9 protein-coding genes are annotated in these 15,541 nt (G+C 73.8%); 7 read left to right on the top strand and 2 right to left on the bottom strand.

The window, feature by feature from the left end:
* Positions 1-4: 4 nt before the first annotated feature.
* Positions 5-1,117 carry a multiple monosaccharide ABC transporter substrate-binding protein gene (gene chvE, locus ABZY31_RS10160; RefSeq protein WP_356407035.1) on the bottom strand — a complete coding sequence of 371 codons (1,113 nt, stop codon included), beginning with the start codon at positions 1,115-1,117 and terminating at the stop codon, positions 5-7.
* A 373-nt stretch (positions 1,118-1,490) separates the two neighbouring features.
* Between chvE and ABZY31_RS10155 the strand changes: the two genes are divergently transcribed.
* The 4 genes from ABZY31_RS10155 (at position 1,491) to yicI (ending at position 9,212) form a co-directional block, all read left to right on the top strand.
* Positions 1,491-2,522, top strand: coding sequence for a LacI family DNA-binding transcriptional regulator (locus ABZY31_RS10155; RefSeq protein ID WP_356407032.1), 1,032 nt, complete (start codon positions 1,491-1,493; stop codon positions 2,520-2,522).
* A gap of 340 nt (positions 2,523-2,862) precedes the next feature.
* A complete protein-coding gene (locus ABZY31_RS10150) occupies positions 2,863-5,718 on the top strand; it encodes a glycoside hydrolase family 3 C-terminal domain-containing protein (RefSeq protein ID WP_356407029.1) in 2,856 nt (951 codons plus the stop codon).
* Between the two features lie 204 nt (positions 5,719-5,922).
* Positions 5,923-6,933: an acetylxylan esterase gene (locus tag ABZY31_RS10145; protein ID WP_356407026.1), complete on the top strand. Its 1,011-nt coding sequence runs from the start codon at positions 5,923-5,925 to the stop codon at positions 6,931-6,933.
* On the top strand, positions 6,930-9,212 hold the full coding sequence (gene yicI / locus ABZY31_RS10140) for an alpha-xylosidase (RefSeq protein WP_356407023.1): 2,283 nt from the start codon (positions 6,930-6,932) through the stop codon (positions 9,210-9,212). Before ABZY31_RS10145 ends, yicI begins: the two co-directional genes overlap by 4 nt.
* Before the next feature lie 64 nt (positions 9,213-9,276).
* On the opposite strand, the gene xylA is transcribed toward yicI, so the two are convergent.
* A complete protein-coding gene (xylA, locus tag ABZY31_RS10135) occupies positions 9,277-10,449 on the bottom strand; it encodes a xylose isomerase (protein WP_356407021.1) in 1,173 nt (390 codons plus the stop codon).
* A 96-nt stretch (positions 10,450-10,545) separates the two neighbouring features.
* Between xylA and xylB the strand changes: the two genes are divergently transcribed.
* The 3 genes from xylB (at position 10,546) to ABZY31_RS10120 (ending at position 15,528) form a co-directional block, all read left to right on the top strand.
* Positions 10,546-11,973 carry a xylulokinase gene (gene xylB / locus ABZY31_RS10130; RefSeq protein WP_356407019.1) on the top strand — a complete coding sequence of 476 codons (1,428 nt, stop codon included), beginning with the start codon at positions 10,546-10,548 and terminating at the stop codon, positions 11,971-11,973.
* A 33-nt stretch (positions 11,974-12,006) separates the two neighbouring features.
* Positions 12,007-13,221: an ROK family transcriptional regulator gene (locus ABZY31_RS10125; RefSeq protein WP_356407016.1), complete on the top strand. Its 1,215-nt coding sequence runs from the start codon at positions 12,007-12,009 to the stop codon at positions 13,219-13,221.
* A 513-nt stretch (positions 13,222-13,734) separates the two neighbouring features.
* Positions 13,735-15,528: an alpha-L-fucosidase gene (locus ABZY31_RS10120; protein ID WP_356407013.1), complete on the top strand. Its 1,794-nt coding sequence runs from the start codon at positions 13,735-13,737 to the stop codon at positions 15,526-15,528.
* Positions 15,529-15,541: the final 13 nt, after the last annotated feature.

The following is a 15,541-nucleotide window of genomic DNA, read 5'->3' as shown; positions in this document are numbered from 1 at the left end:
GGGGCTACTTGAGCTGGTCCGCGGTGTACTGGCCGCTCTCCACCAGGATCTTCTGGTAGTTCTCCTTGTCGACGCTGACCGGCTGCAGCAGCTGCGCCGGCACGGTCTTGACGCCGTTGTTGTACTGGTTCGTGTCGTTGACCTCGGGCTTGCCGCCGGTCAGCAGCGCGTTGCCCATCTGGACCGTGGCCTTGGCGAGCTGGCGGGTGTCCTTGTAGACGGTCTGGGTCTGCTCGCCCGCGATGATCGACTTCACCGAGGCCAGCTCGGCGTCCTGACCCGTGACGACGGGCAGTGCCTGACCGGAGCCGTAGCCCACGCCCTTGAGCGAGGAGATGATGCCGATCGAGATGCCGTCGTAGGGGGAGAGCACGGCGTCGACGCGGGCGCCCGTGTACGACTTGCTCAGCAGGTTGTCCATCCGGGACTGGGCGAGACCGCCGTCCCAGCGGAGCGTGGCTACCTGGTTGAAGGAGGTCTGGCCGCTGCGCACGACCAGCTTCTTCTCGTCGACGTACGGCTTGAGGACGCTCATCGCACCGTTGAAGAAGAAGGTGGCGTTGTTGTCGTCCGGCGAACCGGCGAAGAGCTCGACGTTGAACGGACCCTTGCCGTCCTTGAGGCCGAGCTTGTCGACGATGTAGCTGCCCTGGAGGACGCCGACCTTGTAGTTGTCGAAGGTCGCGTAGTAGTCGACGTTCCCGGTGCCGCGGATCAGGCGGTCGTAGGAGATCACGGGGACGTGCGCGTCGGCGGCCTTCTGGAGCACGTTGGTGAGCGAGGAACCGTCGATCGCGGCGATCACCAGCAGCTTGGCACCCTTGGTGATCATGTTCTCGACCTGGGAGACCTGGTTCTCCACCACGTTGTTGCCGTACTGGAGGTCGGTCTTGTAGCCCTTGGCCTGGAACTCCTTGACCATGTTGGCGCCGTCGTTGATCCAGCGCTCCGACGACTTGGTGGGCATCGCTATGCCGACGAGGGCGCCCTTGTTGTCCCCGCCCGTCGCGCCGGCCCCACCGGCCCCGCCGTCGCCCGCGCCGTTGGCGCTCTGGCCGCAGGCCGCGAGAGACAGGGTCAGACCCACCGCGACAAGGCCCGCTGAAAGCTTCCGCACAGTTCCTCCAGTGATGTTCCGCGACCGGCACAGTGCGACCCGGTTGGGCGACCGGAAGCGGTCGAGCGGGGCGGCCGAGAGCCGGTTTCCCGCGCTGCGCCGGGCTGGAGTTACAGCCGCTCCAGCCTGGCGTTACATGAGTGTTAACGCTCACAAGTGAGTCGTCAAGGGTCTGCTCGATCACTGTTGGGCCAACAATCGGGCGAGCGATCGGCCGCTGCGGGCAGCGGCGTGCCGAGGCGGCCGCCCCCGTCGTCCCTGCTCACGGCCGGGCCCGTACTCCGCCGCGCGCCGCACGGGCCGCCGGTGCTCGCATAGCCTTCGGCGGGGGCCGGTAGCGTACCGTGGCCCGGAATCGAGGAGGGACGTGCGAGTGGGAACCGACAGTGCCGGGACCGAGCAGCGCCACCCTGTGATGGCGGACGTGGCGAAACTGGCCGGCGTCTCCCACCAGACGGTGTCCCGGGTGCTCAACGGGGCCCCGCACGTGCGGCCCGGCACCCGCGAGCGGGTGCTCGCCGCCATCCGGGAGCTGGACTACCGGCCCAACTCGGCCGCCCGCGCCCTGGTCACCCGCCGCTCCCGCAACCTCGGGGTGGTCAGCTTCGAATCCACGCTCTACGGTCCGGCCTCGATGCTGGACGGCATCGAGCACGCCGCCCGCAGCGCGGGGTACTTCGTCAGCGTGGCGAGCCTGCGCTCGCTGGACGGCCGCTCCGTCCAGGAGGCCGTCGACCGGCTGCGCGACCAGGGCGTGGAAGGCGTGGTCGTGATCGCGCCGCAGATCTCCGCCGTCAGCGCGGTGGCCCGGCTCTCCAGCTCCGTGCCGGTCGTCGCGGTCGGATCGGGCAGCCAGTCACCGGTTCCCATGGTCTCGGTGGACAACCGGTCCGGCGCGGAAGGGGCCACCCGGCACCTGCTCGACCTGGGCCACCGCACCGTGCACCACCTGGCCGGACCGGCGGGCTGGCTGGAGAGCCAGGACCGCGAGGAGGGGTGGCGCGGTGCGCTGGAGGCGGCCGGGGCGCCCGTACCGCCCGTCGAACGCGGCGACTGGAGTGCGCGCGCCGGCTACCAGGCGGGCTTGCGCATCGCCGAACTGGACGACGTATCCGCGGTCTTCTGCGCCAACGACCACATGGCGCTCGGCCTGCTGCGCGCCCTGCACGAGGCCGGGCGCTCGATCCCGGGCGACATCAGCGTGGTCGGCTTCGACGACATTCCCGAGGCCGCGTACTTCACTCCGCCCCTGGCCACGGTGCGGCAGGACTTCGGCGAGCTGGGCCGCCGGGCCCTGGAGCTGCTCGTGGAGGAGCTGGCGGGCGGCGCGCATGCGCGCACCCACGTGCGGATCACGCCGGAAATGGTGCTGCGCCGCAGCGTGGGGCCCGCCGGGCGCCGTTGAGGCGGTGCGGGGGTATGACTCCCGGCTGCGGTGGGGTCCTGGCGGCTACGCGGGTTCCGGTGACGACGCGGGTTCCGGTGACGAACCCGCTCACCGCGCGCAACGCCCTTTGTTAACGTTCACAATGCGACGGTCGATCGCCCTCGGTGCCTGTTCGCCACACCGTCGAAGCGCTTGGACTGGCATGCCGTGCACCTCGCGCCCCCGGTGCCTGCCCACGGCGTCGCGTAAATACAACGCCTGATGAGCGCAGAGTAGTTGACACCGGCACTGCTTCGTGTCAGCGTCGAAGCGCTTCGACATATGGCCGCCACGCTCAGCCTGCCGAGGGGTTGTCCACGTGAGTTCCCTGTCCCCGCCCGTTGTCGGTCTCCTTCCCTTCCGCGATCCGGCGCTGCCGCTGCGCGAGCGCGTCGACGACCTGGCCGCCCGTCTCACGACGGAGGAGGGGCTCGCGATGCTGCACCAGCACGTGCCGGCCGTTCCGCGTCTGGGCCTCCGCGCCTTCCGGACCGGCAGCGAGGCACTGCACGGGGTCTCCTGGCTGGGCGAGGCGACCGTCTTCCCGCAGGCCGTCGGCCTCGGCGCCACCTGGGACGAGGCGCTGGTGCACCGGGTCGCCGAGGCGGTCGCGACCGAACTGCGCGCCTTCCACCACCACCGCCCGGCCGCAAGCGGGGGCGCACCCCACAGCCTCCAGGCCTGGGCGCCCGTACTGAACCTGCTGCGCGACCCGCGCTGGGGTCGCAACGAGGAGGGGTACTCCGAGGACCCCGCCCACACCGCGCGTCTCGGGGAGGCGTTCTGCCGGGGCCTGTCCGGAGACCACCCCGTCTACCTGCGGGTGGCCCCGGTGCTCAAGCACTTCCTCGCCTACAACAACGAGGACGAGCGGTGCACCACGTCCTCCGGCGTGCGCCCCCGGGTACTGAGGGAGTACGACCTGGCGGCCTTCCGTCCCGTGGTCGCCTCCGGCGCCGCGACCGGCGTCATGGCCGCATACAACCTCGTCAACGGCCGTCCCTGTCACGTCAGTCCGCTCATCGAGAGCGAACTGCGCCGCTGGGCGGAGCCGACCGGCCACGAACTCTTCGTGGTCAGCGACGCCGAAGCCCCGTCCAACCTGGTCGACCCGGAGCGGTACTTCGACGACCACGCCGCATCCCACGCGGCCGCGCTCAAGGCCGGCATCGACAGTTTCACCGACCACGGCGAGGACAGCGCCACGCCGGTCGGCCGTCTGCGCGAGGCCCTGGAGCGCGCCCTGATCGACCGGGCCGACGTGCACCGAGCCGTCCGGCGGCAGCTGGAACTGCGCTTTCGTCTGGGGGAGTTCGACCCCGAACTGGACCCCTACGCCGGCATCGGCCCCGATGTCGTCGGCTGCGCCGATCACCGCGAGCTGGCGCGGCACGCCGCGACCGAGTCGGTGGTGCTGCTCAAGAACGACGGCCTGCTGCCGCTCGACCCGGCGCGCACCGCGCGGGTCGCCGTCATCGGCCCGCTCGCCGACAGGCTGTGCGAGGACTGGTACAGCGGCACCATGTCCTACCAGGTCGGCGTCGCCGCCGGACTCGCCGCGGCGCTCGGCGTCCACGGCGGCGACGTGGTCCACGAGGAGGGCGCCGACCAGATCGCGCTGCGCTCCGCCACCACCGGGGACCTGCTGGGCAGGACCGCCTTCGACGTGACCGACTGGGGCCGCGGCGTCCTGACGCTGCGCGCCGCCGACTCCGGCCGCTACCTGAGCCTGACGCCGGACGAAACGCTGGCCGCCGAGCGGGACGTGATCAAGAGCTGGGACGTCCGTGAGACCTTCCGGCTCGAACCGGCCGGGGACGGCGCCGTACTGCTGCGTTCCGTGCTCACCCGCCGCTACGCCGCCGTCGACCCCGGTGACGGCCGGGTGACCGTCACCGCCCCCACCCCCGACACCGCCGAGCGCTGGCACCGGGAACTGCTGCGCGACGGAGCGGCCGCGGCGCGGGCCGCCGCCGGGGCGGCCGACGCGGCGGTCGTCGTCCTCGGCAACCACCCGATGATCAATGGCCGCGAGACCGAGGACCGCACGGGCCTCGACCTTCCCGAGACGCAGCAGGCACTGCTGCGGGAGGTCGCGGCCGTCCGCCCCGAGACGGCGCTGGTGGTGATGAGCAGCTACCCGTACGCCGTCGACTGGGCCGAGGCACACCTGCCGGCCGTGGTGTGGACCTCGCACGGCGGCCAGGAGACGGGCCACGCGCTGGCCGCGGTGCTGCTCGGGGAGGCCGAGCCCGCCGGACGTCTGCCGCAGACGTGGTACCGGGGCGCGGACCCACTGCCGGATCCGCTCGACTACGACATCATCAAGGCCGGCTGGACCTACCAGTACCACCGGGCCGCGCCCCTCTATCCCTTCGGACACGGGCTGTCCTACACCGACTTCGCCCACCGCGACCTGCGCCTGTCGAGGGCGTCGATCGGCCAGGACGCCTCGGTCGACGTCAGGGTGACCCTGGTCAACACGGGGCGGCGGACCGGCAGCGAGGTGGTGCAGCTCTACGTCCGGGCGCTCGACGCCCGCTACGAGGCCCCCCGGCGGCGCCTGGCCGACTTCCGGAAGGTCCGCCTGGCGCCGGGCGAGAGCCGGGAGATGGTGTTCTCCCTGCCCGCCGACCAGCTCGCCCACTGGGACGTCGCGACCGGCGCCTTCACCGTCGACCCCGGCGCGTACGAGATCGCCGTCGCCCGCTCCGCCGAGCACCCCGTCCTGACCGCACGGCTCACCGTGACCGGGCAGGCCCCCGCGCCCCGCGTGGTCGTCGGTCGCCGCACGCCGGCCGCCGACTTCGACGACCACGCGGACACCGTCCTCGTCGACGCCACCCGCGCCGACGGGGACGCCGTGACTCCGGCCGACCCCGCGCGGCCCGCGACGCTCCTCTTCCGCGACGTCGACCTGTCCGGGGCCGTCCGGGTGGAGGCGGAGACGGCCCTGGAGAGCGCCGACGGCGGGGCGGCCCGCCTGGAGGTCCGGGCCGGTGACCGGCTGCTGGCCGAGATCGCGGTCCCGGTCACCGGTGACCGTTACGCGTGGACGACCACGGCGGCCGCGCTCGCCCCGCCGCCGGACGGGGTCCACGACCTGCGGCTCACGCTGCACGGCGGCTTCCGGCTGGCCGCCTTCGGCTTCGCCGCGTCCGGCGGTACCGACTGAGGCCCACGCCCACGAGACCGGCGGCCCGCCACAGGGGGGCGGGCCGCCGGTCTCCCCGTACGGGGCCCGCACCCCGGTGCACGGACCGCGGGGCAGGACCGCGCGCCCGCCGCCGCGCTCCGGCACCCGGTGTCCCTCGCAACCTCTCCCCGTCGCCGGCTCGCCACGTCAGGTCCTCACACACTCCGACCGGAGGAACACCCCATGCCGCTGACCGACCTGGGCGAGGACGAACTCGTCCACTACCGACCCGAGTTGCCCGAGCCGCCGGAATTCGACGCCTTCTGGCGGCGGACCCTCGCCGCGGCCCGCACGCACGAGGGGGTGGTGAAGGCCGAGCCGGTCACCGAGCGGCACGGACTGCGCACGGTCGAGGTCGACGACGTGCGCTTCCCCGGCTGGAACGGCGAGCCGGTGGCCGCCTGGCTGCTGCGCCCGCGCGACGCGGCCGGACCGCTGCCCGTCGTCGTCACCTACATCGGCTACAGCGGCGGCCGGGGCCTGCCCACCGACCACCTGTTCTGGTCCGCAGCGGGCTACGCCCAGCTCGTCGTCGACAGCCGGGGTCAGGGCCACGACACCCCCGACCGGGGCGAGGGCGACGGTACGCAGTGGGTCGAGGGCTTCATGACCCTCGGCATCGACTCTCCCGACACCCACTACTACCGGCGGCTGATCACCGACTGCGTGCGGGCCGTGGACGCGGTCGCACAGCTGCCCGGACTCGACCCCCGCCGGGTGGCGGTGGCCGGGGGCAGCCAGGGCGGCGGCCTGGCGCTCGCCGTGGCCGGTCTCGCCGGGGACGCGGTGGCGGCGGCGCTCGTGGACGTCCCGTTCCTGTGCCACTTCCGCCGTGCCGCCGGGATCTGCGGCGAGGGCCCGTACCAGGAGATCGCCCACTACCTGCGGTGGCACAGCCGGCACCGCGTGGAGCCCGCCTTCGCCACCCTCGCCCACTTCGACGGCGTCCACTTCGCGCGGCGGGCCACCGCGCCGACGCTCTTCAGCGTGGGCCTGATGGACCCGGTCTGCCCGCCCTCCACGGTCTACGCCGCCTTCAACCACTACGCCGCCGAGGACCGCACCATGACCGTCTGGCCCTTCGGCGACCACGCCGGCGGCGGCTGCAACCCGCCTGTCCAGCTGGCCTGGCTGCGCGAGCGCGGCCTGGCGCCGCAGCCGCACCGCGCGCGGACGGAGGGACCCGCACGATGAAGTTCACCGACGGCTACTGGCTCATGCGTCCCGGCGTCACCGCGCAGTACGCCGCGGAGGTGGCGGACGTCCGGGCGGACGAGCACCGGATGACCCTCTACGCGCCGGTGAAACACGTGCGCGGGCGCGGTGGCACGCTCAACAGCGCGCTGCTGACCGTCGACTGCTGGTCGCCGGCCGAGGGCGTGATCGGGGTCCGCGTCACGCACCACGCCGGGACGGTGCGGCGCGGACCGGAGTTCGCCCTGCCCGGTGCGCGGCAGGACGCGGGAAAGGTACGCCGCGACGGGCCGGTGGTCGAGCTCGGCGCGGGCGCACTGACCCTGCGGGTCGACACGTCCCGGCCGTGGCGGCTGGAGTTCACCGCGGCCGGAGAGGTACTGACCTCCGTGGGCGAGCGCGGCACCGGCTTCGCCACCGACGCCGACGGCCGGCACTTCATGCTGGGCCAACTCGCCCTGGGGGTGGGGGAGGCGGTGTACGGGCTGGGGGAGCGGTTCACGCCGTTCGTCAAGAACGGCCAGAGCGTGGACATCTGGCAGGCCGACGGCGGCACCAGCAGCGAACAGGCCTACAAGAACATCCCCTTCCACCTGACGAACCGGGGGTACGGGGTCTTCGTCAACCACCCCGGCAAGGTCGGCTACGAAGTCGGGTCCGAGGCGGTCGGCCAGGTCCAGTTCAGCGTCGAGGACCAGTCGCTGGAGTACTTCGTCGTCCACGGCCCCACCCCGAAGGAGGTCCTGCGGCGCTACACCGACCTCACCGGCCGCCCCGCCCTGCCCCCGGCCTGGGCGCTGGGCCTGTGGCTGAGCACCTCGTTCACCACCGACTACGACGAGGCCACCGTCAACCGTTTCGTCGACGGCATGGCCGAGCGCGGCATCCCGCTGAGCGTCTTCCACCTCGACTGCTTCTGGATGCGCGCCTACCAGTGGTGCGACTTCGAGTGGCACGCGGACACCTTCCCGGACCCGGCGGGCATGCTCGACCGGCTGCGGCGGCGGGGACTGCGGATCAGCGCCTGGATCAACCCCTACATCGCGCAGAAGTCGGCGATGTTCGAGGAGGGCGTGCGCGAGGGCCACCTGGTGCGGCGCCCCGACGGCAGCGTGTGGCAGTGGGACCTGTGGCAGCCCGGGATGGCCCTGGTGGACTTCACCCGTCCCGCCTCCCGCGCCTGGTACACCGGCAAGCTCCGGGCGCTGCTGGAGATGGGTGTGGACTGCTTCAAGACCGACTTCGGCGAACGCGTCCCCACCGACGTGGTGTGGCACGACGGCTCGGACCCCGAGCGGATGCACAACTACTACACCCACCTCTACAACCAGGCCGTCTTCGAGCTGCTGCGCGAGGTGCGCGGGGAGGGCGAGGCGCTGCTCTTCGCCCGCTCCGCCACGGCGGGCGGTCAGCAGTACCCCGTGCACTGGGGCGGCGACTGCGAGTCCCACTTCAACGCCATGGCCGAGTCGCTGCGCGGCGGACTCTCCCTCGGCCTGTCGGGCTTCGGCTTCTGGAGCCACGACATCGGCGGCTTCGAGGGCACCCCGACGCCGGCCGTCTTCAAGCGGTGGGTGCAGTTCGGCCTGCTCTCCTCGCACAGCCGGCTGCACGGCAGCACGTCCTACCGCGTGCCGTGGGACTACGGGGAGGAGGCCGTCGAGGTCACCCGGGAGTTCACCCTGCTCAAGCACCGCCTCGCCCCGTACCTCCAGCGCGCCGCGCAGCAGGCGCACACCACCGGTGTCCCGGTGATGCGCGCCATGGTGCTGGAGTTCCCCGACGACCCGGCCGCCGCCACCCTGGACCGGCAGTACATGCTGGGCGACGACCTGCTGGTCGCCCCGGTCTTCACGGACGACGGCACGGTCGAGTACTACGTGCCCGAAGGGACCTGGACGAACGTGCTGACCGGGGACCGGATCACCGGTCCCCGCTGGGTCCGGGAGCGGCACGGGTTCCACACCCTGCCGCTGCTGGCCCGCCCCGACTCCGTCGTCCCGCTCGCCGCGGACGACCAGCGGCCCGTCTCGGCCTGGGCCGATGACGTCGAACTGCGGGTGCACGACTTCGCGGACGGCGCCGAACGCACGGTCGTGATCCCGCGTCCCGAGGGCACCGGTGGGGCGGCCCGCTTCACCCTGCGCCGCCGGGGCGGGCGCCTCGACGTCACCACCGACAGCACGCGCCCCTGGCGGCTCCGCTTCGGCGGGCCGCAGGGCGCCCTGCACGCCCGGCCCGCCGGCACCCCGGAGGCGGCCTTCGCCTACCCGTCCTGAACCGGGCGGCCGGGCGAAGGCGCGCCCCGGGCCCCGCGCGTGACGCGGGGCCCGAGCGGCCGGCTCAGCGGGCGCCGAGGAGGTGTTCCAGGGCGAGCTGGTCCAGCTGCTCGAAGGCCATGCCGCGACGGGCGGCGCCCTCGACGTCGAACGTGTCGAAGGCGGACGGGTCGGCCAGCAGCCCGGCCAGGCCGTCCTCGGCGGTGGGGAGCGCGAGGTCCGGCAGCCGGGAGGCGGCGAGCGCGTCGCGGACCTCCGGATCGGCCCGGAAGGCCCGGGAACGCTCCGCCAGCAGCAGGTAGTTGCGCATGCAGCCGGCCGCCGAGGCCCAGACGCCCTCGGCGTCCTCGGTGCGCGGCGGCTTGAAATCGAAGTGCCGGGGGCCGTCGTAGCCCGCCGACTCCAGCAGGTCGACCAGCCAGAAGGCTTGGCGCAGGTCGCCCGCGCCGAAGCGCAGGTCCTGGTCGTACTTGATGCCGGTCTGGCCGTTGAGGTCGATGTGGAAGAGCTTGTCGTGCCACAGGGCCTGGGCGATGCCGTGCGGGAAGTTCAGCCCGGCCATCTGCTCGTGGCCCACCTCCGGGTTGAGGCCGACCCGCTCGGGGCGCTCCAGCTCGTTGATGAAGGCCAGGGCGTGGCCGATGGTGGGCAGCAGGATGTCGCCGCGCGGCTCGTTGGGCTTGGGCTCGATCGCGAAGCGCAGGTCGTAGCCCTGCTCCTCGACGTACTCGCCCAGCAGGTCGAAGGCCTCCTTGAGCCGGTCGAGGGCGGCGCGCACGTCCTTGGCGGCGCCCGATTCCGCGCCCTCCCGGCCGCCCCAGGCGACGTAGACCGAGGCGCCGAGTTCCACGGCCAGGTCGATGTTGCGGATCGTCTTGCGCAGCGCGTACCGGCGCACGTCCCGGTCGTTGGCGGTGAAGGCGCCGTCCTTGAACACCGGGTGGGTGAACAGGTTGGTGGTGGCCATGGGCACCTTCAGCCCGGCCGTGTCGAGCGCGCTGCGGAACCGCTTGACCGCCCGCTCGCGCGCGGCCTCGTCGGAGCCGAAGGGGATCAGGTCGTCGTCGTGGAACGTGACGCCGTAGGCGCCGAGCTCGGCCAGCCGCTGCACGCTCTCGACCGGGTCGAGGGCGGGCCGGGTGGCGTCGCCGAAGGGGTCCCGGCCCTGCCAGCCGACGGTCCACAGGCCGAAGGTGAACCTGTGCGCGGGAGTGGGGACGAGCGGGTCGCTGGTCATGGGGCGCTCCGGAGTCAGGTGCCGAGGGGCTATTTGTAATGACAGAAAACAAACTAATATGCGGGGACCTGAAGAGGAAGCCCACCGGAGGAACGCATGTCCGCACAGCGTGTCGTGATCGGTGTCGACAGCTCGACGCAGTCCACCAAGGCCCTCGCCGTCGACCTGGACAGCGGCGCGGTGGTGGGCGAGGGACGGGCCGAGCACGCGGTCAGCGGGGGCGCCGCCCGCGAGAGCGACCCCGAGCAGTGGTGGCGGGCCCTCGGTGCGGCCGTGGCCGCCACCGGCTGGGCGGACCGCGCCGCGGCCTGCTCGATCGCCGGCCAGCAGCACGGCCTGGTCACCCTCGACGCGGCGGGCCGCGCGGTGCGCCCGGCGCTCCTGTGGAACGACGTGCGCTCCGCCCCCCAGGCCGGCGCGCTCACCGCCGCCTTCGGCCCGGCGGAGCTGGCCCGCCGCACCGGAAGCGTCCCGACGGCCGCCTTCACCGCCGCCAAGTGGGCCTGGCTGCGGGCGAACGAGCCCGCCGCCGCCGAGCGCGTCGCGGCCGTCCGGCTTCCCCACGACTTCCTGACCGAGCGGCTGACCGGCGAGGCGGTGACGGACCGCGGTGACGCCTCCGGAACCGGCTGGTGGGGCCCCGAGGGCTACGACCGGGACGTCCTCGACCGGATCGGCCTCGACCCTGCGCTGCTCCCGCGGGTCCTCGCGCCGGGTGCCCGGGCAGGCGTCGTACGGGCCGGAACGCCCCTGCGCGAGGGCACGCCGGTGGCCACCGGCACGGGGGACAACATGGCCGCCGCCCTCGGGCTGGGCCTGACGCCCGGGCGCCCGGTGCTGAGCCTCGGCACCTCCGGCACCGTCTACGCCGTCGGCCGGACCCGCCCCGCCGACCCCGGCGGCACCGTCGCCGGCTTCGCCGACGCCCTCGGCGGCTGGCTGCCGCTGGCCTGCACGCTCAACTGCACCCTCGCCGTCGACCGTTTCGCCGCCCTCGTCGGCCGCGACCGCGAGGACGTCGAAGCGGGCGGCACGGTGGTGGTGCTGCCCCATCTGGACGGCGAACGCACCCCGGACCTCCCGCACGCCTCCGGCCTGATCCACGGCCTGCGCCACGACACCACCCCCGGACAGGTGCTCCAGGCCGCCTACGACGGCGCCGCCCACGCCCTGCTGGCGGCGCTGGACGGCGTACTGCGCGCCGGCGGCGAGAACCCGGACTCCGGCGAGCCCCTGGTGCTGATCGGCGGCGGAGCCCGCGGCGCGGCCTGGCAGCGGACCGTCCTGCGGCTCTCCGGCCGCGCCGTCCAGGTGCCCGAAGCACGGGAACTGGTCGCCCTCGGCGCCGCCGCCCAGGCCGCCGCACTGCTCACCGGGGAGCCGGCCGATGCCGTGGCCCGCCGCTGGCGGACCGCGGAGGGCCCGGTACGGGAGCCCGTCGCCCGTGACGACGACACGCTCGAACGGATCACCAGTACGCTGCGGCGGGCGCGGGCGTTGCAGGAGGCCGCGCCGACCAGGTGAGAGCCGACCAGGCGATACAGGAGGACCGGCGCGATGGCGGGGATCGGCAGGGCGGGCGAGGGCGGCACGGAGGCCGCGCCCGCCTCGCAGCGGGACATGCGCCGCCAGAACCTCGCGGTGGTGCTCGGCGCGGTCGCCGCGCACGGCCCGCTCTCCCGGGCGGACGTCGCCGGACAGACCGGCCTGACCCGGCCGGCGGTTTCCTCCCTGGTCGACGAACTCATCGGCCGCGGAGCGCTGACCGAGACGGAGACCGCGCCCAGCGGACGGGTCGGCCGCCCCGGCCGGGCCCTCGCGCTCAACGACCGGGGCCCCGCGGGCCTCGGCCTGGAGATCGGCGTCACCCACCTCGCCGCCTGCGTCGTGGACCTGCGCGGGGAGCCCCGCGTGTGGCGCCGCGCGGAGCGGGCCAACGCGGGCCGGCCGCCCGCGCGGGTCCTGGCGGAGGCCGCCGCCCTCGGAGCCGAGGCCGAGGCGGAGGCCACCGCCCTCGGGCTGCGCGTCGAGGGCCGCGTCCTCGCCGTGCCGGGCGTGGTGCCGAACGCGCCGGGCGGGCTCGTCGCGAACGCGCCCAACCTCGGCTGGCAGGCGGTCCGCCCCGCCGACCACTGGCCCGACCCCGCCACCGTGCCCGAGCCGGAGAACGAGGCCAACCTCGGGGCGCTGGCCGAGCAGTGGCACCGGGGACAGCCCGCCGACACGTTCGTCCACGTCTCCGCCGAAGCCGGAATCGGGGCCGCGCTGGTCATCGGCGGCCGGTTGTTCCGGGGGGCCCGCGGCTTCGCGGGAGAGCTGGGCCACGTGCCCGTCCACCCGGAGGGGGCCGGGTGCCCCTGCGGGTCGCGCGGCTGCCTGGAGCAGTACGCGGGCGAGGCGGCCGTCCTGCGCGAAGCCGGGCTGCGCGGGGCCGGCGATCCGGTGGCGCTGCTGACCGAACGGGCGGGCGCCGGGGACGCGGCGACCCTGCGCGCCCTGGACCGCGCCGGACGGGCCCTCGGCCTCGCCCTCGCCTCGGCGGTGAACCTGATCGACCCGGACGCCGTCGTCCTGGGCGGCGCCTACGCCGAACTCGCCGAGTGGCTGCTGCCGCCGGTACGGGCCGAACTCGCCGCCCGGGTCACCGTGCGGCCCTGGTCCCCGGAGGCGGTGCGCCCCTCCGCGCTGGGGCGCCGGGGACCGGTGCTGGGCGCGGCCTGGTCGACCGTCCGGCAGCTCCTCGCCGACCCCACCCGGCTGCCGGCCCCGTAGCCGGGCGCGCGGGGCCGGTCGGCCGTCGACGGTCCGCAGCAGACTGTCGCTGAGGCCGGCGCCCGGGTCCGTACCCGATGAGGTGGCGGACCGCGTGCCGCAGGCCCCCGGTGGCCGCCCTCCGGACATGTGCCCCTGCGCGAGGCCCTCTTGTGCGCCTGGGCGGAGCTCCGGCAGCCTGGAGGGGCAGCGGCGGAAGATGCTCGCGGGACACATGTTCAGTCGCGGTCTCCGCCCTTGTGGCCGCTGCGCCCGGCATGCATCCGATGACCGGCTCGGCCCTGCGCGGGCCGGAGCCTGCCGGACGGCCCGGACCGGCGTACGCAGTCCGCCCGGGACCGCCGTACGCACCCCGCGCCGGGCCGGCGACGCACCCCGCCCCGGACCGGCGTACGCCACCCCGTCCCGCTCTTCCCCGGCCCGTCACGCCGCCGCCCCCGGACGGAGAACCCGGCGCCGCATCCCGTCACCCACCGGAACCCCCGCCATCCGTCGCCCCCCAGGAGCCGAACGATGTCCTCCTCCCTCAGCCCGCGTTCCCTGACGAAGGCCACGGCCCCCGCCGACGGCGCCGCGCCCTCCGGCCTGCCGCAGGCCCCGTCGCCCACCGATGGCCGGGCCTACGCCGTCCCCCCGAAGCTGGACTGGTGGTACCGGGCCAGGTTCGGCATGTTCGTCCACTTCGGGTCCTACTCCCACCGAGGCCACGGCGAGTGGGCGTTCTGCACCGAGGACTGGGACAAGACCGACTACCAGACCCGGGTGACCGCCCCGTTCGCCCCGACGTCCTTCAATGCCGCGACCATCGCGGAGCTGGCGAAGAACGCCGGCATGAAGTACCTCGTGATCACGGCCAAGCACCACGAGGGCTACGCGATGTGGGACTCCGACGTGGCGGGCTTCACCGACACCACCGGCGCCAAGCTGTACAACCTGCACGACTACAACGGCTTCCGGCCCGACCTGCTCGCCCAGCTGAAGACCGAGTGCGAGAAGCGGGGCGTGACGTTCGGTCTCTACTACTCGATCGTGGACTGGAGCCACCACTCCCAGACCGTCAACCGGACCACCCTCTTCTCCGACATGTCCTCGCAGGACGCGCGTTCCGCCTACGTCACCGACATGAAGGCCCAGCTGCAGGAACTGCTGGACCGCTACGACCCGGCGGTCCTGTGGTTCGACGGCGACTGGTGCGGCAACCCGGCCGCGCCCACGCTCACCGACTGGTGGACCGGGGCCGACGGCGAGGACCTCTACGACTGGCTGACGGCCCGCAAGCCCGGCCTCGTCGTCAACGAGCGCGTCAAGCGGGACCTCGGCCTCGGCGACTTCGCCTGCCCTGAACAGACGGTGCCCGCGCGGCCGCTGGACCGGCCGAGGGAGACCTGCGCCACCATGAACGGCCAGTGGGGCCACACCGACTGGGCCGAGAACGACTACCGGTCCGTGCAGGACATCGTCCAGGAGATGGTCACGGTCGTCTCCCGGGACGGCAACTACCTGCTCAACATCGGCCCCGAGGGCGACGGCGCCGTGCCCGCGGGAGCGGCCGCCGTCCTGGGCGGGCTCGCCTCCTGGATGGGCACCCACGCGGACAGCATCCACGGCACCAGCGGCAGCCCCTTCGCCGTCGAGCCGCCCTGGGGCCGGATCACGAAGAAGAGCGGCACACTCTTCGCCCACGTCTTCAGCCGGCCGACGGACGGCGCCCTGCGGATACCCGCCGTCCACAACACGATCGGCCGCGTCCACCTGATGAACGACCCCTCCGTGCCGCTCGACCACACCGTCGCCGGCGGCCAGATCACCGTCAGCATGCCGGCCGCTGCGCCGAACGCGTACGGCTGCGCGGTCTGCGTGGAGGTCGACGGCATGCCGGCGGTCCTCGCGGGCGGCGTCTACCGGCTGATCAGCGCGCAGAGCGGCAAGGCCCTGGACAACGACGACACCGCGACCGAGGGCGGTCAGGTCGTCCAGCGGGCCCCCGACGGGGGCCCGCCGCAGCAGTGGAGGGTCACCGACGCGGGCCACGGGTACTACACCCTGGTCTGCGTCCGCAGCGGCAAGGCCCTCGACGGCTACGGCGCCGGCGCCGACGGTACGGGCCTGGTGCAGCGCGCCGACGGCGGAGGCCGGAGCCAACAGTGGGCGGTCACCGCGGTGGGCGAGGGCGCCTTCCGGCTCACCAACCGGCACAGCGGCAAGGCGCTCGACAACGGCTGCGCGAGCGGGGACGGCAGCCCGGTCATCCAGCGGGCCGCGAACGGCGGACCCGCGCAGAACTGGAACATGACCAGGCTCGGCTGAGGGCCTCCGGGGG

The organism is Streptomyces sp. NPDC006529 (genome assembly GCF_040611795.1).
Taxonomy (GTDB): Bacteria; Actinomycetota; Actinomycetes; order Streptomycetales; family Streptomycetaceae; genus Streptomyces.
Note: the sequence above shows the minus strand (reverse complement) of the source record. Positions and strands in the feature narration are given on the sequence as shown.